Below are 26,421 nucleotides of genomic sequence, written 5' to 3'. Positions count from 1 at the left end.
TTTAAATTTTAAATGCTTTTTCTTTAGGATAAAAAGCCACAGTTCCTAACTCTTCTTCAATACGTAATAACTGGTTATACTTAGCCATACGATCTGAACGCGAGGCAGAGCCTGTTTTGATTTGTCCAGTGTTTAAAGCCACAGCTAAATCGGCAATGGTATTATCTTCTGTTTCACCAGAACGATGCGACATCACTGAGGTATAACCTGCATTGTGAGCCATATTTACAGCAGCAATTGTTTCGGTTAAGGTTCCTATTTGATTGACTTTAATTAGGATAGAATTGGCAATGTTTTCGTTAATTCCTTTAGACAGTCTTTCAACATTCGTTACAAATAAATCGTCACCTACCAATTGTACTTTATCACCAATTTTTTCGGTTAAATATTTCCAACCCTCCCAATCGTTTTCATCCATACCATCTTCAATAGAGATGATAGGATATTTAGAAGCTAACTCCGCTAAATAATCCGCCTGTTCATGGCTTGTTCTTACTTGTCCTGAAGCGCCTTCGAACTTGGTATAGTCGTATTTTCCATCAATATAGAATTCTGCAGCAGCGCAATCTAGGGCAATCATGACATCGTCGCCTAATTTATAACCTGCGTTTGTAACAGCTTTAGCAATTGTTTCTAACGCATCTTCGGTTCCACCTTCTAAAGTTGGTGCAAATCCGCCTTCATCACCAACAGCTGTGCTCAGGCCTCTATCGTGTAATACTTTTTTTAAATGGTGAAAAATCTCACTTCCCATTTGCATCGCATGAGTAAAGTTTTCTGCTTTAACAGGCATTACCATAAATTCTTGAAATGCAATTGGTGCGTCACTATGTGAACCACCATTAATGATATTCATCATTGGCACAGGCAAGGTATTGGCAGACACACCACCAACATAACGATACAAGGGTAAACCTAACTCATTAGCAGCAGCCTTTGCAGTCGCCAAAGACACGCCTAAAATGGCATTTGCACCTAACTTAGATTTGTTTGGTGTGCCATCTAAGTCAATCATAATTTGATCGATATCATTTTGGTCAAATACAGAAACCCCTAATAATTCTTGAGCAATAATGGTGTTTACATTGCTTACTGCTTTGATTACACCTTTGCCCATATAAGCGTTTCCACCATCGCGTAATTCAACAGCTTCATGTTCACCTGTTGAAGCTCCAGAAGGCACAGCAGCTCTTCCCATAACACCATTTTCTGTAACGACATCAACTTCGACAGTTGGGTTACCTCTTGAATCAAAAATTTGTCTTGCTCGAATATCTATTATTATGCTCATGCTTTTTTTACTTTGTATTAGTTTGATTTAATATTATTAATAAATTCATCAAATAAATATGATGAATCATGTGGTCCAGGACTGGCTTCTGGATGGTATTGTACAGAAAAACAATTTTTATTTTTCATTTTAATACCAGCAACAGTATTATCATTTAAATGTACGTGCGTAATTTCTAAATCAGGATGTGCTTCGGCATCTTCTCTATTAATAGCAAAACCGTGATTTTGTGAAGTAATTTCTCCTTTTCCTGTGATTAAATTTTTCACAGGATGATTAATTCCTCGATGTCCATTATGCATTTTGTAAGTGGACACTCCGTTAGCCAAAGCAATCACTTGATGGCCTAAACAAATACCAAATAAGGGTAAATCTCTTTTAATGATTTCTTTAGCGACTTCTTGTGCTTCTATTAAAGGTTCTGGATCTCCAGGACCATTAGATAAAAAATAACCATCGGGATTGAAGGCTTCTAGGTCTTCAAATTTAGAATTGTATGGAAACACTTTAATATAAGCATCACGTTGAGATAAATTACGAAGGATATTTTTTTTGATGCCAATATCTAAAGCTGCAATTTTAATTGAAGCCTTTTCATTTCCGAAATAGTAAGGTGTTTTAGTCGAAACTTTAGAGGCTAATTCTAAACCATTCATTTGTGGAATGTCTGCAAGCTGTTTTTTTAAATCTTCTACATGCTCTACATCTGAAGAGATTACAGCATTCATAGCGCCATGATCTCTAATATAGCTTACCAATGCTCTGGTATCGACATCAGAAATGGCGAACAGGTTATTATCGTTTAGAAAGTCTTCTAAAGAGCTATCTGCTGCATCACGAGAATAATCGTAGCTAAAATTTCTACAGATGAGTCCAGATATTTTAATATTATTAGATTCATTTTCGTCTTTATGTGTTCCGTAGTTTCCAATATGTGCATTGGTGGTAACCATAAGTTGGCCAAAATAAGAAGGGTCTGTAAAAATTTCTTGATAGCCAGTCATTCCTGTATTAAAGCAAACTTCGCCAAAGGCTGTTCCTTCTTTATTTCCTACAGCTTTACCATGAAAAATGGTGCCATCTGCTAAGAGTATTAATGCTTTTCTTCTGGATTGGTATTTCATTGTTATTAGGTTGTTGTGTTGTGTGCTTTTGCGTGAGGGATTAAGGCTTTGTTGAAGCTCTTTATAATTGAAAATTATAAAAGCGACTGCCGAAAGCCCGACCTTTTGTAGCCTTAGCGAAAAAAGGTCACGCCATAATTTTTACAAAATTGCATAAAAAAAAGGATAAACTAAAATAGTTTATCCTTTATGTTATTAATGCTTATTAACATTTATTCTTCTTCGTTAGTCGCTTTAGTTTCAACTGGTGGTGTTACTGCTTTCGCACCTCCTCTTCGGCTTCTACGCGTTGTTTTCTTCGCTTTCTTATCTGCATTGTAGATCTCGTTATAATCGACAAGTTCTATCATTGCCATATCAGCATTATCACCTAAACGATTTCCTAATTTGATAATACGAGTATACCCTCCAGGACGATCGCCAACTTTAGTTGCTACTTCTCTAAACAATTCAGTCACAGCTTCTTTTTGTCTTAAACGAGAGAAAACAATACGTCTGTTGTGCGTTGTATCTTCCTTTGATTTTGTAATCATAGGTTCTACAAATTGTTTTAAAGCTTTAGCTTTCGCTACAGTTGTGTTAATACGTTTGTGTTCAATAAGAGAACAAGCCATATTAGCAAGCATTGCTTTTCTGTGTGCTGTTTGTCTACCTAAGTGGTTTACTTTTTTTCCGTGTCTCATGACATTTTTGTTTTAGCTTCATCTTGCTCGACTCACTATTGAGGAGCAAATTATGAAGTCATTAATCTTTATCTAATTTATATTTTGAAAGGTCCATTCCAAAGTTTAAACCTTTAACATTGACAAGCTCTTCAAGCTCTGTTAATGATTTTTTACCGAAGTTACGGAACTTCATTAAGTCGTTTTTATTAAACGATACTAAGTCACCAAGAGTATCTACTTCAGCAGCTTTTAAACAGTTTAGTGCACGAACAGATAAGTCCATATCAACTAATTTTGTTTTAAGTAACTGTCTCATGTGAAGTGATTCTTCATCATAAGTTTCAGTTTGAGCAATTTCATCAGCTTCTAAAGTGATACGCTCATCAGAGAATAACATGAAGTGGTGAATTAATGTTTTTGCTGCTTCGGTTAAAGCATCTTGAGGATTGATAGAACCATCAGTAATGATTTCGAAAACTAATTTTTCGTAATCTGTTTTTTGTTCTACACGAAAATTCTCGATGCTATATTTAACATTTTTTATTGGTGTGTAAATTGAATCTGTAAAGATTGTTCCTATTGGTGCAGATGATTTTTTATTTTCTTCTGCAGGCACATATCCTCTACCTTTTTCAATAGTAATTTCCACGTTAATGTTTACTTTAGGATCTAAGTTACAGATGACTAAATCTGAATTTAGAACTTGAAATCCTGAGATAAACTTTTGAAAATCTCCAGCTGTAATTTGTTCTTGACCAGAAATTGAGATTGAAACAGATTCGTTATCAACGTCTTCAATTTGACGCTTAAAACGCATTTGTTTTAAATTTAAAATTATTTCTGTAACGTCTTCAACAACACCAGCAATAGTTGAAAATTCATGATCTACACCTTCAATTCTAACTGATGTGATTGCAAATCCTTCTAAAGAAGAAAGTAAAACTCTTCTTAGTGCGTTTCCAACTGTTAATCCATAACCAGGTTCTAAAGGTCTGAATTCGAATTTACCTTCGAAGTCAGTAGAATCAATCATGATTACTTTGTCCGGTTTTTGAAAATTAAATACTGCCATATATTTCTTCGTTTTAATTGTTATTTAGTTGCGCGATTTATAAGTTTGAAGAAGACAAATAAATCCTTTGGCTAAATCCCAATATGATTAATTTATTATTTAGAATATAATTCAACGATAAACTGTTCGTTGATGTTCTCAGGAATTTGGATTCTAGCAGGAATAGACACATAAGTTCCTTCCTTTTTATCGTTATTCCATGTAATCCATTCGTAAATGTGACTTGAGTTAGAAAGTGATCTTTCAATAGCCTCAAGAGATTTAGATTTTTCTCTTACTGCAACAACATCACCAGCTTTTAAAGAATAAGAAGGTACGTTTACCAACTGACCATTTACAGTGATGTGTCTGTGAGATACTAATTGTCTTGCGCCACTTCTAGAAGGAGAAATACCCATTCTATAAACTACGTTGTCTAATCTAGACTCACAAAGTTGTAATAAAACTTCACCTGTAATACCTTGAGCAGCTGTTGCTTTTTTAAATAAACCTCTAAATTGACGCTCTAAAATACCGTAAGTATATTTAGCTTTTTGTTTTTCCATTAATTGGATTGCGTATTCAGATTTTTTTCCACGTCTTCTATTGTTTCCGTGTTGACCAGGAGGGTAATTTCTTTTTTCAAAAGATTTATCTTCTCCAAAAATAGCTTCGCCAAATTTACGTGCTATTTTAGTTTTAGGACCAGTATATCTTGCCATTTTAATTGTTTTTTAGAGTGATTATGAATTAAGGTCTTAATCTTATCCTTCGATAATCGTTGATCTCTAGTTGATACTTGTTATTAATTTTTTATTTAAAGTTTCTGAATTATTATTCAGATTAAACTCTTCTACGTTTAGGAGGTCTACATCCATTATGTGGTAATGGAGTAACATCAATAATTTCTGTAACTTCAATCCCAGCATTATGTATTGAACGAATAGCAGATTCTCTACCATTACCTGGACCTTTAACGTAAACTTTTACTTTCTTTAAACCAGCCTCTTGAGCTACTGCAGCAGCATCTTCTGCAGCTAATTGCGCAGCATAAGGTGTGTTCTTTTTAGATCCTCTAAATCCCATTTTACCAGCAGAAGACCATGAAATAACATCTCCTTTTTTGTTGGTAAGTGAAACGATAATGTTATTAAAAGACGCAGTAATGTGCGCTTCTCCAACAGCATCTACTATAACTTTACGTTTTTTAGTACTTGACTTTGCCATATTACTAATTATTATTTAGTTGCTTTTTTCTTGTTAGCAACAGTTTTTCTTCTACCTTTTCTCGTTCTAGAGTTGTTTTTAGTACGTTGTCCTCTTAAAGGAAGACCAGATCTATGACGAATTCCTCTGTAACATCCAATATCCATTAATCGTTTAATGTTTAATTGTGTTTCAGAACGTAATTCACCTTCGATCGTGTACGATCCAACAGCATCACGAATGCCTGCTATTTGATCATCTGTCCAATCTTGAACTTTAATACTTTCGTCAACTTTAGCTGTAGCTAAAATTTCTTTTGCTCTACTTCTACCTACTCCGTAGATATAAGTTAAAGAGATTACTCCTCTTTTTTGTTTTGGTATGTCTACACCTGCAATTCTTGCCATAACTATCCTTGTCTTTGTTTGAATCTAGGATTCTTTTTGTTAATTACGTAAAGTCTACCTTTTCTACGCACGATTTTACAATCTGCACTTCTCTTTTTAATTGATGCTCTTACTTTCATCGTATTAGTATCTATAGGTTATTCGAGCCTTTGACAAATCGTAAGGACTCATTTCTAATTTTACTTTGTCTCCTGGTAATAATTTGATATAATGCATACGCATTTTTCCAGAAATATGTGCAGTCACAATGTGACCATTTTCTAATTCAACACGAAACATAGCATTTGATAATGCTTCAATAATTGTTCCGTCTTGTTCTATTGCTGCTTGTTTTGCCATAGTATTATAATTAAGCTACTGCTTTTCTATTTTTACCAGTTTTCATCAAGCCATCATAGTGTCTATTTAACAAGTATGAATTTACTTGTTGCATAGTGTCGATTGCAACTCCAACCATAATTAATAGTGATGTACCACCAAAAAATAAGGCCCAACCAGATTGCACATTCATTAGTTTTACTATAAAAGCTGGGAACACAGCAATTAGTGCTAAGAATATAGAACCAGGTAATGTTATTTGTGACATGATTTTATCTAAATATTCAGAAGTTTCAGTTCCAGGGCGAATGCCAGGAATAAATCCACCACTACGTTTTAAATCGTCAGCCATTTTATTTGTAGGTACAGTAATTGCAGTATAGAAGTAAGTAAATACTATAATTAATAAAGCAAATATTAAATTGTACCAAAATCCGAATATATCAGAAAAATTTGTTTGCATCCACTGTCCAGCGACTGTATCTTTTAAGAATGAAGATCCACCTATTAAACCTGGAACAAACATAATAGCTTGAGCAAATATAATTGGCATTACTCCTGAAGCATTAAGCTTTAATGGAATATACTGTCTAGAACCGAATACATTTTTCTCATAACCACCAGAAGCTGTTCTTCTTGCGTATTGTACTGCAATCTTTCTAACAGCCATAACAAGCATAACTGATGCTAATATGATAGCTAACCAAATTACAAGTTCAAAAAGAATTAACATCACATTATTTCCTTCTAATCTAGAAGAAGCGTTTAACAAGAAGTTTTTAGGTAAGGTTGCAATAATACCAACCATAATTAATAATGAAATACCATTACCAATACCTTTGTCGGTTATTTTTTCTCCTAACCACATCGCAAAAATACATCCTGTTACTAATATGATAACAGAAGAAAAATAGAACAGTCCACCTTGACCTAATAAAAAGGCTGATTGTGGAATACCTAAAGCTGGTAAACTTGCTAAATATCCTGGTGCTTGAACCAAACAGATTGCAATAGTTAACCAACGTGTAATTTGCGTGATTTTCTTTTGACCACTTGCGCCTTCTTTTTGTAATTTCTGTAAATAAGGAATAGCAATTCCCATTAACTGAACAACAATAGAAGCAGAAATGTAAGGCATAATACCAAGAGCAAAAACAGATGCGTTAGCAAAAGCTCCACCTGTGAATGCGTTTAAAAGACCTAATAATCCTTCTTCGGTATTACCTTGTAATCCTTCTAATTGCGCTGCATCAATACCAGGAAGTACGACTTGTGCACCAAAACGATATACTAATAGTAAACCAAGTGTTAAGATGATTCGGTTTCTTAGTTCTTCAATTTTCCAAACATTTTTTAATGTCTCTATAAATTTCATGCGCTTGTTTTAATTATAAAGTTACTGCTTCTCCTCCAGCTGCTTCTATAGCTGCTTTTGCTGAAGCTGTAAATTTATGAGCTGTTACTTTTAATTTAGACTTTAATTCTCCACGTCCTAATATTTTAACTAGATCATTTTTTCCAGCTAAGCGTAACGCTATCATTGTATCTAAATCGATAGTATCTTTAATTTTCTTATCGTCAATTAACTGTTGTAATGTATCAAGGTTTAATCCTTGGTATTCAACTCTGTTAATATTAGTAAAACCAAACTTAGGTACACGACGTTGTAAAGGCATTTGACCACCTTCAAAACCAACTTTCTTAGAGTAACCAGAACGAGATTTAGCTCCTTTGTGACCACGAGTTGCAGTACCACCTTTTCCAGAACCTTGTCCACGTCCTACACGTTTACCTTGATTTTTTACTGAACCTTCTGCAGGTTTTAAATTACTTAAATCCATTTTTCAGTGTTATTATTTTGTTTCTTCTACAGAAACTAAATGTGAAACTTTAGCGACCATACCAAGGATATTTGGTGTGGCATCGTGCTCTACTACTTGTCCAATCTTTCTAAGGCCTAGGGCTTCTAATGTACGCTTTTGTCTTAGTGTACGATTGATCGCACTTTTAACTTTTTTTACTTTTATCTTTGCCATCGTTATTATCCTTTAAAAACTTTTTCAAGAGAAACTCCTCTATCACGAGCAATTGTTCTTGCATCTCTTAATTGTAATAATGCATCAAATGTAGCTTTAACCACATTATGAGGATTAGAAGAACCTTGAGATTTTGATAATACATCATGTACTCCAACTGCTTCTAAAACTGTTCTTACAGCTCCACCAGCAATTACTCCTGTACCAGGAGCTGCAGGAATGATGTTTACTCTTGCTCCACCAAATTTTCCTTTTTGTTCATGAGGTAAAGTTCCTTTAACTAGAGGAATACGAACAAGGTTTTTCTTAGCATCTTCTACTGCTTTTGCAATAGCGCTAGCTACGTCTTTAGATTTTCCTAAACCATGTCCTACAACACCTGTTTCATCACCAACTACTACGATTGCTGAAAAGCCAAATGCTCTACCACCTTTTGTTACTTTAGTAACTCTTTGTACACCAACTAAACGATCTTTAAGATCTAATCCACTTGGTTTTACTAACTCTGCGCTTTTGTATTTTTGATACATAATTTCTTAGAATTTAAGTCCTGCTTCTCTAGCTCCTTCAGCTAATGATTTTACTCTACCATGATATAAATATCCACCTCTGTCAAAAGAGATTGTATCTATACCAGCTTTTAATGCTTTTTCGGCAACAGCTTTACCAACTAAAGTTGCTTTTTCTGATTTGCTGCCTTTAGCAGAACTAATGTCTTTATCTCTTGAAGATGCAGCACTGATAGTTTTACCAGTTACATCATCAACTAATTGAGCATAAATTTCTTTATTACTTCTAAAAACAGATAATCTTGGTCTAGTTTCTGTACCAGATACAATCTTACGTATTCTGTTTTTTATTCTTATTCTTCTTTCGTACTTTGATAGTGCCATAACTTATTTATTAAGCTGATTTACCTGCTTTTCTTCTTATTTCTTCACCAACAAACTTAACACCTTTACCTTTGTAAGGTTCTGGTTTACGGAAGCCACGAATTTTCGCTGCAACTTGACCAACTAATTGTTTGTCGAAAGAGGTTAATTTTACAATTGGATTTTTTCCTTTTTCTGAAATGGTTTCAATTTTCACTTCAGGAGCAACATCCAATATTATATTATGAGAAAAACCTAAAGCTAAATCTAATTTTTGCCCTTGGTTTGACGCTCTATATCCTACACCAACTAACTCTAATTCTTTAGTCCATCCTTTAGATACACCTTCAATCATGTTATGCATTAATGATCTGTATAAACCATGTTTTGCTTTTTGATCTTTAGAGTCAGAAGAACGAGTAACCATAACATTACCATCTTCTACTTTGATTTCAATAGTATCAAAGTTTTGTGTTAATTCTCCTAATTTACCTTTTACAGTAACAACATTATCTTTAATGTCTACTGTTACGCCTTCTGGAATGGCTACTGGATTATTTCCTATTCTTGACATTTCTTTTGGGCTTTAAATTAGTAAACGTAACAAAGTACTTCACCACCTACATTATCTCTTTGAGCTTGTTTACCAGTCATAACTCCATGAGAAGTTGAAACTATGGCAATACCAAGACCATTTAATATTCTAGGTAGTTCTTTTGAACTTGCATACTTACGTAAACCTGGTTTACTTATTCTTTGAATTTTCTTAATTACAGGTTCTTTAGTTTCCTTGTTGTACTTAAGAGCAATTTTAATTGTTCCTTGTACAGAATCATCTTCAAACTTGTAACTTAAAATATATCCTTGATCGAATAATATTTTAGTGATTTCTTTTTTCAAGTTAGATGCAGGAATCTCAACCACTCTATGATTGGCTCTTACTGCATTTCTAACTCTAGTTAAATAATCCGCTATTGGATCTGTGTACATAACTAATTGATTTTGTGATTTTGGTTTTCAACGTTGGTGTTGAACCTGAAATCTGATTATAATAATTTTACCAACTTGCTTTTTTAACACCAGGGATTAAACCTTGGTTTGCCATTTCACGAAATGTAACACGTGAAATTCCAAAGGTACGCATGTATCCTTTAGGTCTTCCTGTTAATTTACATCTATTATGCATACGCACAGGTGAAGCATTTTTTGGCAGCTTTTGTAATGCTTCATAATCTCCAGCTTCTTTTAAAGCCTTACGTTTTTCAGCATATTTTGCTACTGTTTTTGCTCTTTTAACCTCGCGGGCTTTCATTGATTCTTTAGCCATAACTTAGTTCTTTTGAAAAGGTAACCCTAGTTCTGTTAATAATGATTTTGCTTCTTTGTCAGTTTCTGCAGAAGTTACAAATGTAATATCCATTCCTGATATTTTGTTTACCTTATCAATATCAATCTCTGGAAAAATAATTTGTTCAGTAACACCTAAATTGTAGTTACCTCTTCCATCAAATCCTGTAGCTTTAATTCCGTTAAAATCTCTTACACGAGGTAAGGCTGTTGTAATTAAACGATCTAAAAACTCATACATTCTTTCTCCACGTAAAGTTACTTTAGCGCCAATTGGCATTCCTTTACGTAATTTAAATGTAGCAACATCTTTTTTAGACATAGTTGCTATAGCTTTTTGTCCAGTTATTGTTGCTAATTCTTCTACTGCGTAGTCAATTAGTTTTTTATCTGCAACAGCTGCACCAACACCTTTAGATAATACTATCTTTTTAAGTTTAGGTACTTGCATTACATTTTTATAACCGAATTCTTCTGTAAGAGCTGCAATTACTTTGCTTTTATACTCTTCTTTAAGTCTAGGTGAATATGCCATAACTATATTACTTCATTAGATTTTTTTGAAAACCTTACTTTCTTATCACCTTCCATTCTATATCCAACTCTTGTTGTTTCTCCTTTAGAAGTTAACAATGATAAGTTTGATATTTGAATTGAAGCTTCCTTTTCTACGATTCCACCTTGAGGGTTTTGTGCACTTGGTTTAGTATGTTTCTTTACCATGTTCACGCCTTCAACGATCGCTTTGTTCTTATCTATTAATACCTGTAGTACTTTACCTTCTGATCCTTTATGATCTCCAGCAATAACTTTTACTGTATCTCCTGATTTTATTTTAAGCTTTGTCATCTTTTATAAATGTATTAAAGCACTTCTGGTGCTAATGATACAATTTTCATGAATTGTTTATCACGAAGTTCTCTAGCAACAGGACCAAATACACGTGTACCTCTCATTTCACCCGTTGGGTTCAATAATACGCAAGCATTATCATCAAATCTAATATAAGATCCGTCTGGTCTTCTTACTTCTTTTTTAGTACGCACAACAACTGCTGTAGAAACAGCACCTTTTTTAATGTTTCCATTAGGTGTTGCATCTTTTACGGTCACAACAATTTTGTCACCTACAGAAGCGTATCTTCTTTTTGTACCACCTAGAACACGAATGGTTAAAACCTCTTTTGCTCCAGTGTTATCAGCTACTTTTAATCTTGATTCTGTTTGTACCATAATTACTTAGCTCTTTCAATTATTTCAACTAATCTCCAACATTTAGATTTACTTAAAGGTCTTGTTTCCATGATCTTTACAGTATCTCCAATGTTACAATCGTTTGTTTCATCGTGTGCAACATATTTTTTAGTTTTCAACACGAACTTTCCATACATAGGATGTTTAACTTTTTTTACTTCAGCAACAACAATTGATTTCATCATTTTGTTACTAGTAACGATTCCTATACGTTCTTTTCTTAAGTTTCTTTTTTCCATCTTTTAAGCCGAATTATTGTAATTCTCTTTTTGTTAATTCAGTCGCAATTCTAGCTACTGTTCTTCTTACAGAACGTAATTGAATTGGATTCTCTAAAGGAGAAATTACATGAGCCATTTTAAGGTCTGAATAACTTTTTCTTGTCTCACTAAGTTTTTCTTGTAACTCAGCAGTAGATAATTCTTTAATTTCTGATTGTTTCATCATCTTAAATTATTATGCTTGATAATCTCTAGCAATTACAAACTTAGTTTTAACAGGTAGTTTTTGTGCAGCCAAACGTAATGCTTCTTTAGCTACGTCTAATGGCACACCTCCTACTTCAAACAAGATTCTTCCTGGTTTAACAACAGCTGCCCAATATTCTACAGCTCCTTTTCCTTTACCCATACGTACTTCAAGAGGTTTCTTTGTGATTGGTTTATCTGGAAAGATTTTAATCCATAAAGACCCTTCTCTTTTCATGTAACGCGTAGCAGCAATACGAGCAGCTTCAATTTGACGTGACGTTAAAAAGTTTGAATCGAGTGATTTTATTCCAAAAGTTCCGTACGATAATTGGTGACCTCTACCAGAGTTCCCCTTCATACGTCCTTTTTGCATTTTTCTAAATTTTGTTCTTTTAGGCTGTAACATTTTTTCTGTTCTTTAAAAAATTACTTTCTACGACGAGATTGGTTCTTATTATTTCCACCACGTCCACCTTTTCCTTGCTTCTTAGATAAACCAACAAGCGGAGAAAGTTCTCTTTTACCATATACTTCGCCTTTCATGATCCATACTTTCACACCTAATCTACCATATGTAGTATGTGCTTCAACTAAAGCATAGTCAATATCAGCTCTAAAGGTTGATAAAGGAATACGTCCTTCTTTGTAGTGTTCTGAACGTGCCATTTCAGCTCCATTTAAACGACCACTAATTTGGATTTTAATTCCTTCTGCATTCATTCGCATAGTAGCAGCAATAGCCATCTTGATTGCACGTCTGTATGAAATACGGTTTTCAATTTGACGAGCAATACTTGATCCTACTAAAAATGCGTCAAGTTCTGGTCTTTTGATTTCAAATATGTTGATTTGAACCTCTTTACCTGTAATCTTTTTAAGTTCTTCTTTTAACTTGTCTACCTCTTGTCCACCTTTTCCGATAATAATACCAGGTCTAGCAGTAGTGATAGTAACGGTTACAAGTTTTAAAGTTCTCTCAATGATTACTCTTGAAACACTAGCCTTAGATAAACGTGCATGAACGTATTTTCTAATCTTATCGTCTTCGGCAAGTTTATCACCATAATCGTTTCCTCCATACCAGTTAGACTCCCATCCTCTGATAATTCCTAAGCGATTTCCGATTGGATTTGTTTTTTGTCCCATATCTATCTTAGCTTTGTGTGTTATTGTTAGCTCCAACCACTAATGTTACATGGTTAGAACGTTTTCTAATTCTGTGTGCACGACCTTGTGGTGCAGGACGTAATCTTTTTAACATAGATCCGCCATCGACTCTAATTTCCTTAATAAATAATTCAGCCTCTTCAATGCTTGCATCTTCGTTTTTAGCTTGCCAGTTTGCGATTGCAGACAACAATAATTTCTCTAAACGATTAGAAGCTTCCTTCTGATTGAATTTTAAGATATTTAAAGCTTTTTCTACGCGTTCGCCTCTTACTAAATCAGCTACTAAACGCATTTTTCTTGGTGATGTAGGACAGTTATTAAGTTTTGCAAAAGCAACTTCCTTCTTTGCTTCCTTAATAGCGTCTGCCATTTGTTTTTTACGACTTCCCATAGCTTACTACTTTTTACCTTTATTTTTAGCACCTGCATGACCTCTAAAAGATCGTGTTGGTGAAAATTCGCCTAATTTATGTCCTACCATGTTTTCTGTAACGTAAACTGGTACAAATTGACGTCCGTTATGTACTGCTATAGTTTGCCCAACAAAATCTGGAGTAATCATACTTGCTCTTGACCAAGTTTTAATTACTGCTTTTTTATTAGCTTCAACATTTGCAGCTACTTTTTTCTCTAATTTATAATGAACGTAAGGTCCTTTTTTTAATGATCTTGCCATGTCTTATTTCTTTCTACGTTCTACAATATATTTATTACTCGCTTTTGTTTTAGAACGGGTTCTATAACCTTTAGCAGGTATACCATTTCTAGAACGTGGGTGACCACCAGCTGATTTTCCTTCACCACCTCCCATTGGGTGATCTACAGGATTCATTACTACTGGTCTAGTACGAGGACGTCTTCCTAACCATCTTGTTCTACCAGCTTTTCCTGACACTAACAATTGATGATCTGAATTAGATACAACTCCTATAGTTGCCATACACGTTACTAACACTAGACGCGTTTCACCTGAAGGCAATTTAATAGTTGCAAACTTACCGTCTCTTGCCATTAATTGTGCAAAAGCACCAGCACTACGAGCCATTACAGCTCCTTGTCCTGGTCGTAATTCTACACAAGAAATAATAGTTCCTAATGGAATTTGACTTAAAGGCATTGCATTTCCAATTTCTGGACCTGCAGTTTCACCAGAGACAACTGTTTGACCTACTTGTAAGCCATTTTGTGCAATGATGTATCTTTTTTCGCCATCTTGATAATTCAATAAAGCGATAAAAGCAGTTCTGTTTGGATCATACTCAATAGACTTAACTTCTGCTGGAATTCCAGTTTTGTTACGTTTAAAATCGATAATACGATACTTTTTCTTATGACCTCCACCAATATAGCGCATGGTCATTTTTCCTCGATTGTTTCTACCACCAGACCTTTTTTTCGGAGCTAATAAACTTTTCTCCGGCTTATCAGTAGTTATGGCATCGTAACCATTTACTACTCTAAATCGCTGTCCTGGTGTGATTGGTTTTAATTTTCTTACTGACATTTTAGTCTAATTACATGTTACTGTATAAATCAATCATTTCACCTTCCGCCAGTTGTACAATTGCTTTTTTAACAGCATTTGTTTTACCATGTTGAATACCAGTTTTTGTAAACTTAGTACTACGATCTGGACGGACATTTATAGTACGAACTTTTTCAACAGAAACGCCATAAGCAGCTTCAACTGCTTTTTTGATTTCTACCTTGTTCGCCTTTGTATTCACTTGAAAAGTATAGCAGTTATTTAACTCGCTACTAGCTGTCGCTTTTTCTGTGATTATCGGTTTAATTAAGATATTCATTCTGTTTCTTATTTACTTAAATTCGTTTCAATTCCTTCTAAAGAGCTCTCTAAAAGCACTACTTGATTTGCATTTAAAATCTTGTAAGTACTTAATTCTGAGTTCATTACAACTTCAGAGCCTTTTAAATTGCGTGACGACAAATATACATTATTATTTGAAGCCCCCAACACAAAGAGAGATTTTTTGTTTTCTAGCCCTAAAGCTTTTAAAACTGATGTGAAGTTTTTAGTCTTTGGTGTATCAAAATTTAAATCTTCTAATACAACAATTGACTTTTCACTTGCCTTAATACTTAAAGCAGATTTACGTGCTAAACGCTTAAGGTTTTTATTCAATTTAAAACTGTAGTTTCTTGGTCTTGGCCCGAACATACGTCCACCACCTTTAAATACACCAGACTTAATTGATCCAGCTCTAGCTGTACCAGTTCCTTTTTGTTTTTTAATCTTACGTGTACTTCCAGCAATCTCAGCTCTTTCTTTAGCTTTATGAGTACCTTGTCTTTGGTTTGCTAAATATTGTTTAACATCCAAATACACAGCATGATTATTAGGCTCAATAGCAAACACATCTTTAGAAAGGTCTACCTTTCTACCTGTGTCTTTTCCGTTAATATCTACAACTGCTACTTTCATTATTTTCTAATAATTACATAAGCGTTTTTATGGCCAGGAACACATCCTTTTACCACAAGTAGATTCTTTTCAGCAACTACTTTTAAAACTCTTAAATTTTGAACTTTTACTGTGTCTCCACCCATTCTACCTGCCATTTTCATTCCTTTGAATACTCTCGCAGGATATGAAGCAGCACCAATAGAACCTGGAGCTCTTAAACGGTTATGTTGACCATGCGTTGCTTGACCAACTCCACCAAATCCATGACGTTTTACAACACCTTGAAATCCTTTTCCTTTTGAAGTTCCTGCTACATCAACAAATTCACCTTCAGTAAAGTGTTCTACTGTAATAGCATCTCCTAATTTGTACTCCTCATCAAAACCTTTAAACTCAACAACTTTGCGTTTTACAGAAGTACCTGCTTTTTTAGCATGACCTAAGTCAGCTTTAGTAGCACTTTTCTCTGTCGCGTCATCGAAACCTAATTGAATGGCTTCATAACCATCTACTTCTTCAGTTCTGACTTGGGTAACGATACATGGTCCAGCTTCGATTACTGTACATGGAATATTCTTTCCATTTTCATCAAAGATGCTGGTCATACCGATTTTTTTTCCAATTAACCCAGACATAATTATTATTTATTTATTGTTACTATTTATTAAAATTCAAGGCTGAAAATACGTTTCAGCCTTGAATTGTATTTTTTACCGTTTTTCCTTCGCTCGCAGCTTAGGACATGTAAGTTTAAAAATTAAACTTTGATCTCTACTTCTACACCACTTGGCAACTCTAATTTCATTAGAGCATCAATTGTTTTAGAAGATGAAGAGTAAATATCTAATAATCTCTTATAAGAGCTTAATTGAAATTGTTCTCTTGACTTCTTATTTACGTGTGGTGAACGTAATACAGTGAAAATTTTCTTGTGTGTTGGTAATGGAATTGGTCCAGTGACTACAGCACCTGTACTTTTTACTGTTTTTACAATCTTTTCAGCAGACTTATCTACTAAATTGTGATCGTAAGATTTTAATTTTATTCTGATTTTTTGACTCATTTTATTAAGATTTACGATTCAACGCCTTTAGCAGCTTTAATTACTTCTTCAGATATATTTGAAGGTGTTTCTGCATAATGTGAAAACTCCATAGTTGATGTTGCACGACCAGAAGATAACGTTCTTAAAGTCGTTACATATCCAAACATTTCAGATAATGGCACAGTAGCTTTCACTGTTTTTGCACCTGCTCTATCTCCCATATCACTTACTTGACCTCTTCTTCTATTTAAATCCCCAACGATATCACCCATATTTTCTTCAGGAGTAATTACCTCAAGTTTCATAATAGGTTCCATAATTACTGCCTTTGCAGCTTTTGCTGAGTTTTTAAATCCAAGTTTAGCAGCTAATTCGAAAGATAGTTGATCTGAATCCACATCATGGTAAGATCCATCTTTTAATGTCACTTTCATAGAATCAACTTCGTAACCTGCTAATGGACCATTAACCATTGCCATTTTAAATCCTTTTTCAATTGAAGGGATAAATTCTTTAGGAACGTTACCACCTTTAATTGTAGATTCAAATTGTAGTCCTACAACACCTTCATCAGCTGGTTCAATAGTAAATACGATATCCGCAAACTTACCACGACCACCAGATTGTTTCTTGTAAACCTCTCTATGGTCAGCAGCTTGAGTAATAGCTTCCTTGTACTCTACTTGTGGCTGTCCTTGGTTCACTTCAACTTTAAACTCGCGACGTAAACGGTCAACAATAATATCTAAGTGAAGCTCTCCCATTCCAGAAATGATAGTCTGTCCTGAAGCTTCATCTGTTCTTACTGTAAATGTTGGGTCCTCTTCAGCTAATTTTGCTAAAGACATACCTAGTTTATCAACATCAGCTTTAGTCTTAGGCTCTACAGCTATACCAATTACTGGATCTGGAAAATCCATAGATTCTAAAACAATAGGATGTTTTTCATCAGACATGGTATCACCTGTCTTAATGTCTTTAAATCCTACTGCTGCTCCAATATCTCCTGCTTCGATATAATCGATAGCATTTTGTTTATTAGAATGCATTTGATAGATACGTGAGATACGTTCTTTTTTACCTGAACGATTGTTCAAAATATAAGATCCAGCATCTAAACGTCCAGAATAAGCACGGAAAAATGCTAAACGTCCTACAAATGGGTCTGTTGCAATTTTAAATGCCAAGGCCGAAAACGGCTCCTTAACATCTGGCTTACGAATTTCTTCTTTTTCAGTTTCTGGATTCACACCAACAATACCCTCTTTATCAGTAGGAGATGGTAAATAACGACATACTGCATCTAACAAGAATTGTACACCTTTATTTTTGAATGCAGAACCGCAAATCATTGGAATAATAGCCATATCCATTACAGCAGCTCTAAGTGCAGCATGCACTTCGTCTTCTGTAATAGAATCTTCATCTTCCATGAATTTTTCTAAAAGATTTTCATCGTAAGTGGCTACTTCTTCAATAAGTAATGCTCTATATTTTTTAGCTTCAGCTTTCAGTTCTTCTGGAATGTCAATAACATCAAAAGTTGCCCCTTGTGTTTCATCATGCCAAACGATAGCTCTATTCTTTACTAAATCAATAATTCCTTTAAAGTCAGCCTCATCACCAATATTTAAAACAATCGGTACTGCATTAGACTTTAACATATCTTTTACCTGTTGGCAAACACCTAAAAAGTTAGATCCTTGACGGTCCATTTTGTTAACAAAACCGATTCTAGGTACTTTATAGTTATCTGCTAATCTCCAGTTAGTTTCTGATTGTGGCTCAACACCATCAACAGCACTAAACAAGAACACTAAACCATCAAGTACACGTAATGAACGGTTAACTTCAACTGTAAAATCTACGTGACCAGGAGTATCAATAATATTGAAATGATATCCTTTAGTATCTGGTGTTGGGTTTCCATTTTCAATTGGAAATTGCCATGTACAAGTCGTCGCTGCCGAAGTAATTGTAATACCTCTTTCTTGCTCTTGCTCCATCCAATCCATTGTTGCAGCACCATCATGTACTTCACCAATTTTATGAGAAACTCCAGTATAATAAAGAATACGCTCTGTAGTTGTGGTTTTTCCTGCATCAATATGAGCAGCAATACCTATATTTCTTGTGAATTTTAAATCTCTTGCCATGTCTTATTAAAATCTAAAGTGAGAGAATGCTTTATTTGCTTCTGCCATTTTATGCGTATCTACTCTTTTCTTTACAGCAGCTCCTTCTTCTTTAGCAGCAGCTAAAATTTCTGAAGCTAAACGTTGAGCCATTGATTTCTCGTTTCTTTTACGAGAATAGCTAATTAACCATTTCATTGCTGTAGATACTTTTCTATCTGGGCGGATTTGCATAGGAATTTGAAATGTCGCTCCACCAACTCTACGACTACGTACTTCTACGTGAGGCATAACGTTAGACAAGGCATCTTTCCAAGTTTCTAAAGCTGTTTTTTCGTCGTCTGTTTTCTTTTCTTCTACAATGGCAATAGCATCATAAAATACTTTAAAAGCTACTGACTTTTTACCATCCCACATCATCATATTAACGAAACGCGTTACTAACTGATCGTTAAATTTTGGATCTGGTAAAAGCGGTCTTTTTTTCGCTGCTCTTTTTCTCATGTCTTCTTCTTAAAGTTTTAAATTACTTCTTAGGGCGTTTTGCACCATACTTAGATCTACGTTGTGTTCTACCTGCAACACCTGCTGTGTCTAAGGCACCACGAACGATGTGATATCTAACTCCTGGTAAATCTTTAACCCTTCCACCTCTAACCAATACTATCGAGTGCTCTTGCAAGTTGTGTCCTTCTCCACCAATGTATGCATTAACCTCGTTTCCGTTTGTTAAACGAACCCTTGCCACCTTACGCATTGCTGAGTTAGGTTTTTTAGGTGTCGTTGTATAAACACGAGTACACACACCACGTCTTTGTGGACACGAATTTAAAGCAGCCGATTTACTCTTCTTGGTTATTTTGGCTCTTCCTTTTCGTACTAATTGTGAAATTGTTGGCATATATGTTATATATAATTTTTTAAATCCTCTTCTTAGAGGGCTGCAAATGTAGGAATTAATTTGAAAAAATCAAACGCCAAAACATTAATTTTTTACAGAATTTAAAATTTGGGTTTTAAACTATATTATTAGTGCAGTTTTTCCGTTAGATTTACAACATAAAAAAGCTAAAAAAGCAGTGCAAAAACTTTTCCTCTTATACCTTATTATATATATACTATTTTCTTCTGAAGGAATTTGCCAAAATCTTCAACTTGACATTAAAGGTGAAAATCTCATTGAAACAGCAGTCATAGATTCAATTTCATATAAAAAATTCCACCCAGACATAAATGCTATTACGCAAGAAGTAAATACGCTTCAAAAAAAATTATTTCATATTGGGTATGTTGAAAGTGAACACCAACCTTTAACACCCAAAAATGATTCTACGTTTCAAGTTGTTTTTAATTTAAAAAACAAATACCAAGATATTCACATTTATTACAATGAAGCTATTGTCGCTAAAGACATCATTCAACTGGTTTCAAACCAAGTGTATGAAAATTATTTCATTTTACCTTTTCATACTATTGAAGCTGCGCTTTATACAATTAACTCGAAAATTAGTGATCTAGGCTTTCCCTTTAGTGAAATTCGGCTTCAGGATATTTCAGCAAAAGATCAAAATACATTACAAGCTAAATTAGAGACTAAAGATGTTTTAGAAAAAAGAACCATTGATAAAATAATTTTGAAAGGTTATGAAAAGTTTCCTAAATCGTACTTAAAACATTATTTAAAGATTAAACCAAAAACCATTTTTAATCTTTCGCAAGTAAAAAGTAAAACCGAAACATTAAACGAACTAAAGTTTGCTAATCAAATAAAAGAGCCTGAAGTTTTATTTACCAAAGACTCTACCATTCTATATCTTTATTTAGAAAAATCAAAAAGTAATAGCTTTGATGGCTTTCTTGGTTTTGGCACCAACGAAGAAACTAAGAAAGTTGATTTAACAGGCTATTTAAACTTAGACTTAAATAACAACCTTAATTATGGTGAGTCTTTTAGTTTGATTTATAAAAGTGATGAAAACGAATTAAAAACATTTAATGCTAATTTAAGTTTGCCCTATTTATTCAATTCCCCATTAGGCGTAGAAGTTGGCTTAAATATTTTCAAAAAAGATTCATCATTCACTACAGTAAATCAAAAAGCTAAATTATTTTATCAAATCAATCCACAAACTAATGTCTATTTTGGAATCAGCAATACTAAATCTAACAATTTACTAGAAGAAGATACTTCTCCATTAGAAATACAAGATTATAATTCAAACACATATAATGTAAGGTTTATTTATAGTAAACGACAAAATAGTAGACTTTTTAGTAAAAACTTGTTATTCGACATTGAAGTAGGCGCTGGTAAACGTGATTTTTTAAGTCAGTCTGAAAACCAAACACTCTTCCTATTTAATGCCTTTAAAATTTTCAATCTCAATCCGAAAAATAGTGCATACCTAAGACTTAATGGTTCGGGTATATTTTCTGATACATATTTAGAAAATGAATTATACCGTTTTGGTGGTATAAATACTATAAGAGGGTTTGAAGAAAACAGTATTATTGCATCGCTTTACGGTTTATTAAATACTGAATATAGATACCAGCTTAGCAACTCAATATATATACACTCTATAATAGATTTTGCCTATTTAGAAAACAAACTGTTGGTTCAAAAAGAAAAGCTTTATGGTTTTGGCTTTGGTTTTGGTTTATTAACCAAGGCTGGATTATTAAAGTTCAACTATGCAAATGGAAAAACTGAAAATCAGAAATTTAAGTTTTCAAACTCGAAAATACATTTAAGTTTAACAGCTGTTTTTTAACATAATAATAAGTTTAAAAGCATGAGTTTGAAAAAAAAATGAAAATTTTAACCAATAATTATTGTTTAATTAACTTTTTATTATGATTTTTGGGGCAGACTAATTCAAATAAAATATAAAATGAAAACAAAGTTTAGTGGAATTTTAACGCTATTACTGGCGTTTGTTGTGCAATTTACGTTTGCACAAGAAAAAACAATTTCAGGAACAGTTTCTGATGAAAACGGACTGCCTTTACCAACGGCTACAGTAATCATCCAGAATACTACTACTGGAACATCAACCGATTTTGATGGTAATTATTCAATTAATGCCAATGTAGGTGATGTCTTAGATTTTAGTTATGTAGGTTATGCTACACAATCTCAAACAGTAGGTGCATCTAATACAATAGATGTAACTTTACAACCAGACAACACTTTAGATGAAGTTGTTGTAACTGCTCTTGGTATTAAAAGAAAGCAAGATGAGATAACAACAGCTAATCAAGTAGTAAAAGCTGATGAACTTGTTAAAGCAAACAATCCAAACGTAGTAAAAGGATTATCTGGTAAAGTTAGTGGTTTACAAGTAATTGCCAATGGTAATGGTGTAAACGACAGAACTAGAATTGTTTTACGTGGTAACCGTTCTATCTCTGGAAACAATCAAGCGCTGATTGTTATTGATGGTACTATTTCTACGGCCTCTTTATTACAATCTTTAGATCCAAACTCAATTGAGTCTGTGAATGTAATTAAAGGTGCTAACGGAGCCGCTCTTTACGGTTCTGACGGTTCAAATGGAGCGATTATAGTTACAACCAAAAAAGGAAATAATGAAACTGAAAAAATAACTGTTGCAGTTAGAAGTTCTGTTGATTTTGAAACTGTTGATTATGTTCCAGAAAGACAAACTAGATATGGTCAAGGATGGGATTTAGGTGATGGTTTTGAAAACATTGTTTATGAAAACGGTGGTTGGGGTCCAGAATTTGATGGTCAAATAGTACCTGTAGGATTACCTCAAGCTGATGGTTCATATATTATGGCGCCATATAGCACTCAAGGTTCAGACAATATAAAAGAATTCTTTAGTACTGGTATCACAACTCAAAACTCTGTAAGCTTATCTACAGGTGATGCTGATGGATATTTATATATCTCAGGACAGTTAGAGGAAACTGAATTCGTTATCCAAGATGATAAAAGAAGAAAAACAGCCTTTAACTTTAAAGGAGGTAAAAATTTAGGAAAATGGGGATTCACTGGAAATGTGACTTACACTAATACTAAATTAGGAAGAACTAATGGTACATTATATAATGACCTTATTCAAACGCCTTCAAATGTAGATGTTGAACAATTTGAAAATTCAGGTCAAGAAGGTCACTGGAATGTTTACTTTAACAGTCCATACTGGGTAAGAGATAATGCTAGAAATGCGACTGACGCTGAGCGTTATAGTGTTACTGGAGAAATGACCTATGCTTTTAACGATAATATTAATGCATTAGTAAGAAGTAATGGTTTATTTACTAACATTACTAGTCTAAACTGGCAAAATGAATATGTTGAGCCAGCTGACTATATTACTAACTATTTTGGTAGTGGTGCAGGTAGAGGTGTAGCTTCTAGTTATAACCAATCAAGTAGTAACTTTAAACAGTATATCACTGACTTATTATTAAATTTTGATTATTTACTTACTGATGATATTACTTTCAAAGCCAATTTAGGTTTAAGTAATAGAATTATTAAAAGAAGCTTTTTACGTGTTGGTGGGTCTGATTTAACTATTCCTGGTTTATATACTTCAGGAAACTTAAATGCTGGATTAGATGAAACTATTACAGGTGATAACTTTGGTGCAGGCGCAAGAAGAGAGAGAGAATCTAAGATTGGTGCTTATGGGCAAATAGATTTAGGATATAAAGATTTCTTATTTTTAAATATTACAGGTAGAAATGACTGGTCTTCAGTTTTATCTAAATCTAACAACTCATATTTTTATCCAAGTGTTGGTTTAGCATTTATTGCAACAAAAGCTTTCCCTCAAATAAAAGGAGATATTTTAAACTATGCTAAACTTAGTGCGAGTTATGTAAAAGTTGGTAATGATGGAGGAATCAGTCCTTATGCAATTCAACAAGTTTACAACCAAGCACAAGGTTTCTCATTAGGAGGTCAAAACTCTTTTACTTCTCCAACTAGTGTAACAGATCCTTTATTAACTCCAGAGTTTACAACGTCTCAAGAAATTGGACTTAACTTAGGGTTCTTAAAAGACAGAATAACACTTGATACTAATTTTGCGATGTTTAACACAACTGACCAAATTACAAATGTTGGTGCTTCTGCTTCTTCTGGTTTAGCTACTTTTGGTGGTGCAACTATTAACTTAGCAGAAACAAAAGGAACTAGTTTTGAAGTAGATTTAGGTCTTAAAGTTCTTAAATCTGAAAACATGGACTGGAATATTAACTTAGGTTACTCAACTACTGAAAATGAAGTAGTAAGTGTAAGTGATCAAGCTGATAGAGTTAGTCTTGGTGGATTCTTAGGATATGCTGAAGTTATGGCAATTGAAGGTGAAAACTTCCCAGTAATTGTAACTAATGCTTATGAAAGAGATGATCAAGGTCGTGTATTAATCAACCCTAATAGTGGTGATCCTATTGAAGCTACAGGTCTTAAAATTGCCGGTAGAACAACACCTAAGCATATTGTAAATCTTAACACATCTTTTAGATATAAAGATTTTACACTATCTGCAACTATGGATTACAGAACAGGTCATGTATTCTATTCTGATACTAAAGCTAACATGACATGGAGTGGACATGCTGTAGAAACAGCACAGTCTGGTAGAGGTGCATTTATTTGGCCAAATTCTGCTATTGAAACATCTCCAGGAGTTTATGAAGCTAATACATCTGTTCCTAGTGGTGGTACTACTGCTGGTGCATTCATTACGTTCTTTAATAACTATAGAAACGTTGGTGAAAACCATGTGCTAGATGCTACTGCATTTAAATTAAGAGAATTATCATTACGTTATGATCTTAATAAAAAATTCTTAGACAGAACATTCCTTACTGCAGTAAGTCTTAGTGCTGTTGCAAGAAACGTATTAACTGTTCTACCAACAGAGAACAGAGGTTATAATGATCCAGAACAAGGTTTTTCAACGGGTAACGCGCAAGGTATTACTACAAATGGTACTGCTTATCCAGCGACAAGATCATACGGTTTAGGTCTTAATTTAACTTTTTAATAAAAATTGAAAATGAAAAAATATATAAAAAATTTATTACTACTTACAGCATTAAGTGTTGTATTTAGTTCTTGTGAAAATGTTTTAGACGTTAATGAGTCTGAAGTAGATCCTACCTCAGATGTTGTAAATCCTGACCTTCTTTTGGCTGGTGCTTTAACATCTCATCGTTTAACTTCTGTGAACTCTAGAAGTTATGAGGTAGAAATTAACGAACTTGGTAACATCATGATGAATTCATGGGCAGGTGATGTTAATAATGTAACTGGTGGGTTTTTAGATGAGTTTTCTTTAAACTTAACTCAAAACTTCCACCCAAGAATTTGGGAAACATTATACCAAAATTGTGGTACAGCTCAAGCGATTATAAATAATCCTAGTGAGGATTATGATAATCATAAGGCTATAGCGCAATTAATCAAAACGTATTACTTCCAATACATAGTTGATTTATATGGTGATGCACCTTATACTGAAGCACTTCAGTTTGGCAGCAATCTAACACCAGCTTATGATGATGATCAAGCCATTTATAGAGGTTTAGTAGAAGATGCTAAACGTGCAATTAGCTGGATGGCTAATGCTGATGAGTTTGATGCTACAGTTGGTATGGAAGATGTTGTATTTGGTGGTGATATGTCAGGTTGGAATAAATTTGCTAACACATTAATATTAAAATTATTAATGCGTCAATCTGAATTAGCTGACGTTGATGGAGAAACTGCTACTTATTTAGCTACTGAATTTGCTGCTTTAAATAGAGATTTTATCACTAGTGATGTCGTTATAAATCCTCCTTATGAAAATTCTGTAGGAAAGCAAAACCCTTTTTACGCTAATTACGGAACTGACGTAAATGGTGTAAATACATTTGATAGAGATTTTATTACACCTTCTGAATATGCTGCTGAGTTTTTAAAAGGAGCTGTAACAGAAGACGGAACTGCTACTGGAGTTCCAGATAATAGATTAACACGTTTATTTGAACCTTTAACTAGTGGTCCTATGGCTGGTACCGTTGTTGGTGTACAACAAGGTGCTGATAATACTACTGCTCCACCAAACTTATCAAATTTAGGAGATGGTATTGTTAAAGGCTCTGACCAAGTGAGTTATTTTTTCACTGCTGCAGATAGTTATTTCTTACAATCTGAAGCTGTTTATAGAACTTATATGTCTGGAGATGCAAAAGCATTATTTGAGGCAGGAATTACTGCATCATTTAACTTATTAGGTGCAACTGGAGCAAGTGCGTATATCGCTGCAAGTTCTGGAACTAACCTAATCGGTTGGGATGGTTCTACAAATAAGTTAGAAGCTATAATGACTCAAAAATGGATTGCCAATATGGGAATTAATGGTATTGAATCTTGGATAGAATATACAAGAACAGGTTTCCCTGATTTACCTTTAGCTATAACTGCTAGTGAATCTAGTCGTCCAAACAGGTTATTATACCCAGCATCTGAATATTCAACAAATTCAGCTAATGTACCAGATCAATCAACTGGAGATGCTTTTACAACAAAAATATTCTGGGACGTAAACTAGAATTCTAACTAAAAAAATATTTAAAA

The 26,421-nt window shown here is 33.9% G+C and carries 37 protein-coding genes; 3 read left to right on the top strand and 34 right to left on the bottom strand.

All coding sequences use genetic code 11. From position 1 onward, the window contains the following. Position 1 precedes the first annotated feature (1 nt). The 34 genes from eno to rpsL all read right to left on the bottom strand — a co-directional run bounded on the left by eno (position 2) and on the right by rpsL (position 19,716). Positions 2–1,291 (bottom strand): phosphopyruvate hydratase, encoded by a 1,290-nt coding sequence (gene eno / locus ACFS5M_RS05580; protein WP_183486633.1) that lies wholly within the window; start codon positions 1,289–1,291, stop codon positions 2–4. Between the two features lie 17 nt (positions 1,292–1,308). After that, entirely contained in the window at positions 1,309–2,415 is a 1,107-nt protein-coding gene (carA, locus tag ACFS5M_RS05575; protein ID WP_183486631.1) for a glutamine-hydrolyzing carbamoyl-phosphate synthase small subunit, read from the bottom strand. 212 nt (positions 2,416–2,627) lie between these two features. Continuing rightward, positions 2,628–3,098 carry a 50S ribosomal protein L17 gene (rplQ, locus tag ACFS5M_RS05570; RefSeq protein WP_183486629.1) on the bottom strand — a complete coding sequence of 157 codons (471 nt, stop codon included), beginning with the start codon at positions 3,096–3,098 and terminating at the stop codon, positions 2,628–2,630. A gap of 61 nt (positions 3,099–3,159) precedes the next feature. Beyond that, positions 3,160–4,152 (bottom strand): DNA-directed RNA polymerase subunit alpha, encoded by a 993-nt coding sequence (locus tag ACFS5M_RS05565; protein ID WP_183486627.1) that lies wholly within the window; start codon positions 4,150–4,152, stop codon positions 3,160–3,162. Between the two features lie 95 nt (positions 4,153–4,247). Next, positions 4,248–4,853 (bottom strand): 30S ribosomal protein S4, encoded by a 606-nt coding sequence (gene rpsD, locus ACFS5M_RS05560; RefSeq protein WP_183486625.1) that lies wholly within the window; start codon positions 4,851–4,853, stop codon positions 4,248–4,250. A 121-nt stretch (positions 4,854–4,974) separates the two neighbouring features. Then, the gene (rpsK, locus tag ACFS5M_RS05555; RefSeq protein WP_183486623.1) at positions 4,975–5,358 is read right to left on the bottom strand and encodes a 30S ribosomal protein S11; all 384 of its coding nucleotides are present in this window, start codon (positions 5,356–5,358) and stop codon (positions 4,975–4,977) included. 11 nt (positions 5,359–5,369) lie between these two features. Then, positions 5,370–5,744 carry a 30S ribosomal protein S13 gene (rpsM, locus tag ACFS5M_RS05550; RefSeq protein ID WP_183486622.1) on the bottom strand — a complete coding sequence of 125 codons (375 nt, stop codon included), beginning with the start codon at positions 5,742–5,744 and terminating at the stop codon, positions 5,370–5,372. A gap of 2 nt (positions 5,745–5,746) precedes the next feature. Then, positions 5,747–5,863, bottom strand: coding sequence for a type B 50S ribosomal protein L36 (ykgO, locus tag ACFS5M_RS05545; RefSeq protein WP_010519235.1), 117 nt, complete (start codon positions 5,861–5,863; stop codon positions 5,747–5,749). A gap of 4 nt (positions 5,864–5,867) precedes the next feature. Beyond that, a complete protein-coding gene (infA, locus tag ACFS5M_RS05540; protein ID WP_028289261.1) occupies positions 5,868–6,083 on the bottom strand; it encodes a translation initiation factor IF-1 in 216 nt (71 codons plus the stop codon). 10 nt (positions 6,084–6,093) lie between these two features. Beyond that, a complete protein-coding gene (gene secY / locus ACFS5M_RS05535; protein WP_183486620.1) occupies positions 6,094–7,437 on the bottom strand; it encodes a preprotein translocase subunit SecY in 1,344 nt (447 codons plus the stop codon). Between the two features lie 13 nt (positions 7,438–7,450). Next, on the bottom strand, positions 7,451–7,903 hold the full coding sequence (gene rplO / locus ACFS5M_RS05530; RefSeq protein ID WP_183486618.1) for a 50S ribosomal protein L15: 453 nt from the start codon (positions 7,901–7,903) through the stop codon (positions 7,451–7,453). Between the two features lie 12 nt (positions 7,904–7,915). Continuing rightward, positions 7,916–8,098: a 50S ribosomal protein L30 gene (gene rpmD, locus ACFS5M_RS05525; RefSeq protein ID WP_183486616.1), complete on the bottom strand. Its 183-nt coding sequence runs from the start codon at positions 8,096–8,098 to the stop codon at positions 7,916–7,918. A 5-nt stretch (positions 8,099–8,103) separates the two neighbouring features. Then, positions 8,104–8,628, bottom strand: coding sequence for a 30S ribosomal protein S5 (rpsE, locus tag ACFS5M_RS05520; RefSeq protein ID WP_183486614.1), 525 nt, complete (start codon positions 8,626–8,628; stop codon positions 8,104–8,106). A 6-nt stretch (positions 8,629–8,634) separates the two neighbouring features. Continuing rightward, positions 8,635–8,991, bottom strand: a complete 357-nt coding sequence (gene rplR, locus ACFS5M_RS05515; protein WP_183486612.1) for a 50S ribosomal protein L18 — start codon at positions 8,989–8,991, stop codon at positions 8,635–8,637. Positions 8,992–9,001: 10 nt separating this feature from the next. Then, entirely contained in the window at positions 9,002–9,544 is a 543-nt protein-coding gene (rplF, locus tag ACFS5M_RS05510) for a 50S ribosomal protein L6 (RefSeq protein ID WP_183486610.1), read from the bottom strand. A gap of 17 nt (positions 9,545–9,561) precedes the next feature. After that, positions 9,562–9,960, bottom strand: a complete 399-nt coding sequence (gene rpsH / locus ACFS5M_RS05505; protein ID WP_183486608.1) for a 30S ribosomal protein S8 — start codon at positions 9,958–9,960, stop codon at positions 9,562–9,564. 67 nt (positions 9,961–10,027) lie between these two features. Continuing rightward, positions 10,028–10,297 (bottom strand): 30S ribosomal protein S14, encoded by a 270-nt coding sequence (rpsN, locus tag ACFS5M_RS05500; RefSeq protein WP_183486606.1) that lies wholly within the window; start codon positions 10,295–10,297, stop codon positions 10,028–10,030. A 3-nt stretch (positions 10,298–10,300) separates the two neighbouring features. Beyond that, positions 10,301–10,852: a 50S ribosomal protein L5 gene (gene rplE / locus ACFS5M_RS05495; protein ID WP_183486604.1), complete on the bottom strand. Its 552-nt coding sequence runs from the start codon at positions 10,850–10,852 to the stop codon at positions 10,301–10,303. A gap of 2 nt (positions 10,853–10,854) precedes the next feature. Beyond that, positions 10,855–11,166: a 50S ribosomal protein L24 gene (gene rplX, locus ACFS5M_RS05490; protein WP_183486602.1), complete on the bottom strand. Its 312-nt coding sequence runs from the start codon at positions 11,164–11,166 to the stop codon at positions 10,855–10,857. 14 nt (positions 11,167–11,180) lie between these two features. Continuing rightward, a complete protein-coding gene (rplN, locus tag ACFS5M_RS05485; protein WP_183486600.1) occupies positions 11,181–11,549 on the bottom strand; it encodes a 50S ribosomal protein L14 in 369 nt (122 codons plus the stop codon). Positions 11,550–11,551: 2 nt separating this feature from the next. After that, positions 11,552–11,809 (bottom strand): 30S ribosomal protein S17, encoded by a 258-nt coding sequence (rpsQ, locus tag ACFS5M_RS05480; RefSeq protein ID WP_100996943.1) that lies wholly within the window; start codon positions 11,807–11,809, stop codon positions 11,552–11,554. Between the two features lie 13 nt (positions 11,810–11,822). Continuing rightward, entirely contained in the window at positions 11,823–12,014 is a 192-nt protein-coding gene (gene rpmC / locus ACFS5M_RS05475; RefSeq protein WP_183487292.1) for a 50S ribosomal protein L29, read from the bottom strand. Positions 12,015–12,026: 12 nt separating this feature from the next. Beyond that, on the bottom strand, positions 12,027–12,446 hold the full coding sequence (gene rplP / locus ACFS5M_RS05470) for a 50S ribosomal protein L16 (protein WP_183486598.1): 420 nt from the start codon (positions 12,444–12,446) through the stop codon (positions 12,027–12,029). 20 nt (positions 12,447–12,466) lie between these two features. Beyond that, a complete protein-coding gene (gene rpsC, locus ACFS5M_RS05465; protein WP_183486596.1) occupies positions 12,467–13,186 on the bottom strand; it encodes a 30S ribosomal protein S3 in 720 nt (239 codons plus the stop codon). A gap of 7 nt (positions 13,187–13,193) precedes the next feature. Then, a complete protein-coding gene (gene rplV, locus ACFS5M_RS05460) occupies positions 13,194–13,601 on the bottom strand; it encodes a 50S ribosomal protein L22 (protein ID WP_183486594.1) in 408 nt (135 codons plus the stop codon). A gap of 6 nt (positions 13,602–13,607) precedes the next feature. Then, positions 13,608–13,886, bottom strand: a complete 279-nt coding sequence (gene rpsS / locus ACFS5M_RS05455; protein WP_183486592.1) for a 30S ribosomal protein S19 — start codon at positions 13,884–13,886, stop codon at positions 13,608–13,610. A gap of 3 nt (positions 13,887–13,889) precedes the next feature. Beyond that, positions 13,890–14,714: a 50S ribosomal protein L2 gene (gene rplB, locus ACFS5M_RS05450; RefSeq protein WP_183486590.1), complete on the bottom strand. Its 825-nt coding sequence runs from the start codon at positions 14,712–14,714 to the stop codon at positions 13,890–13,892. Between the two features lie 10 nt (positions 14,715–14,724). Beyond that, positions 14,725–15,015, bottom strand: coding sequence for a 50S ribosomal protein L23 (rplW, locus tag ACFS5M_RS05445; protein WP_183486588.1), 291 nt, complete (start codon positions 15,013–15,015; stop codon positions 14,725–14,727). Between the two features lie 8 nt (positions 15,016–15,023). Next, on the bottom strand, positions 15,024–15,653 hold the full coding sequence (rplD, locus tag ACFS5M_RS05440) for a 50S ribosomal protein L4 (RefSeq protein WP_183486586.1): 630 nt from the start codon (positions 15,651–15,653) through the stop codon (positions 15,024–15,026). After that, entirely contained in the window at positions 15,653–16,270 is a 618-nt protein-coding gene (gene rplC / locus ACFS5M_RS05435) for a 50S ribosomal protein L3 (protein WP_183486584.1), read from the bottom strand. Before rplC ends, rplD begins: the two co-directional genes overlap by 1 nt. A gap of 122 nt (positions 16,271–16,392) precedes the next feature. Next, complete coding sequence (rpsJ, locus tag ACFS5M_RS05430; protein WP_010181931.1) at positions 16,393–16,698, bottom strand: 30S ribosomal protein S10; 306 nt, start codon at positions 16,696–16,698, stop codon at positions 16,393–16,395. Positions 16,699–16,709: 11 nt separating this feature from the next. Next, positions 16,710–18,836, bottom strand: coding sequence for an elongation factor G (fusA, locus tag ACFS5M_RS05425; protein WP_183486582.1), 2,127 nt, complete (start codon positions 18,834–18,836; stop codon positions 16,710–16,712). Positions 18,837–18,842: 6 nt separating this feature from the next. Continuing rightward, positions 18,843–19,319, bottom strand: a complete 477-nt coding sequence (rpsG, locus tag ACFS5M_RS05420; RefSeq protein ID WP_183486580.1) for a 30S ribosomal protein S7 — start codon at positions 19,317–19,319, stop codon at positions 18,843–18,845. Between the two features lie 22 nt (positions 19,320–19,341). Continuing rightward, positions 19,342–19,716, bottom strand: a complete 375-nt coding sequence (gene rpsL, locus ACFS5M_RS05415) for a 30S ribosomal protein S12 (RefSeq protein ID WP_042499114.1) — start codon at positions 19,714–19,716, stop codon at positions 19,342–19,344. Between the two features lie 178 nt (positions 19,717–19,894). On the opposite strand from rpsL, the gene ACFS5M_RS05410 reads away from it, so the two are divergent. The 3 genes from ACFS5M_RS05410 to ACFS5M_RS05400 all read left to right on the top strand — a co-directional run bounded on the left by ACFS5M_RS05410 (position 19,895) and on the right by ACFS5M_RS05400 (position 26,395). Beyond that, the gene (locus tag ACFS5M_RS05410; RefSeq protein ID WP_183486578.1) at positions 19,895–21,589 is read left to right on the top strand and encodes a hypothetical protein; all 1,695 of its coding nucleotides are present in this window, start codon (positions 19,895–19,897) and stop codon (positions 21,587–21,589) included. Positions 21,590–21,709: 120 nt separating this feature from the next. Then, the gene (locus tag ACFS5M_RS05405) at positions 21,710–24,844 is read left to right on the top strand and encodes a SusC/RagA family TonB-linked outer membrane protein (protein ID WP_183486576.1); all 3,135 of its coding nucleotides are present in this window, start codon (positions 21,710–21,712) and stop codon (positions 24,842–24,844) included. 12 nt (positions 24,845–24,856) lie between these two features. Beyond that, positions 24,857–26,395, top strand: a complete 1,539-nt coding sequence (locus tag ACFS5M_RS05400; protein ID WP_183486574.1) for a SusD/RagB family nutrient-binding outer membrane lipoprotein — start codon at positions 24,857–24,859, stop codon at positions 26,393–26,395. The last annotated feature ends 26 nt before the right edge of the window (positions 26,396–26,421 follow it).

The organism is Lacinutrix iliipiscaria (genome assembly GCF_042686125.1).
In the GTDB taxonomy this organism is placed as follows: Bacteria; Bacteroidota; Bacteroidia; order Flavobacteriales; family Flavobacteriaceae; genus Oceanihabitans; species Oceanihabitans iliipiscarium.
The sequence above is the reverse complement of the archived record's forward strand: the minus strand, read 5'-3'. Positions and strand labels throughout refer to the sequence as shown.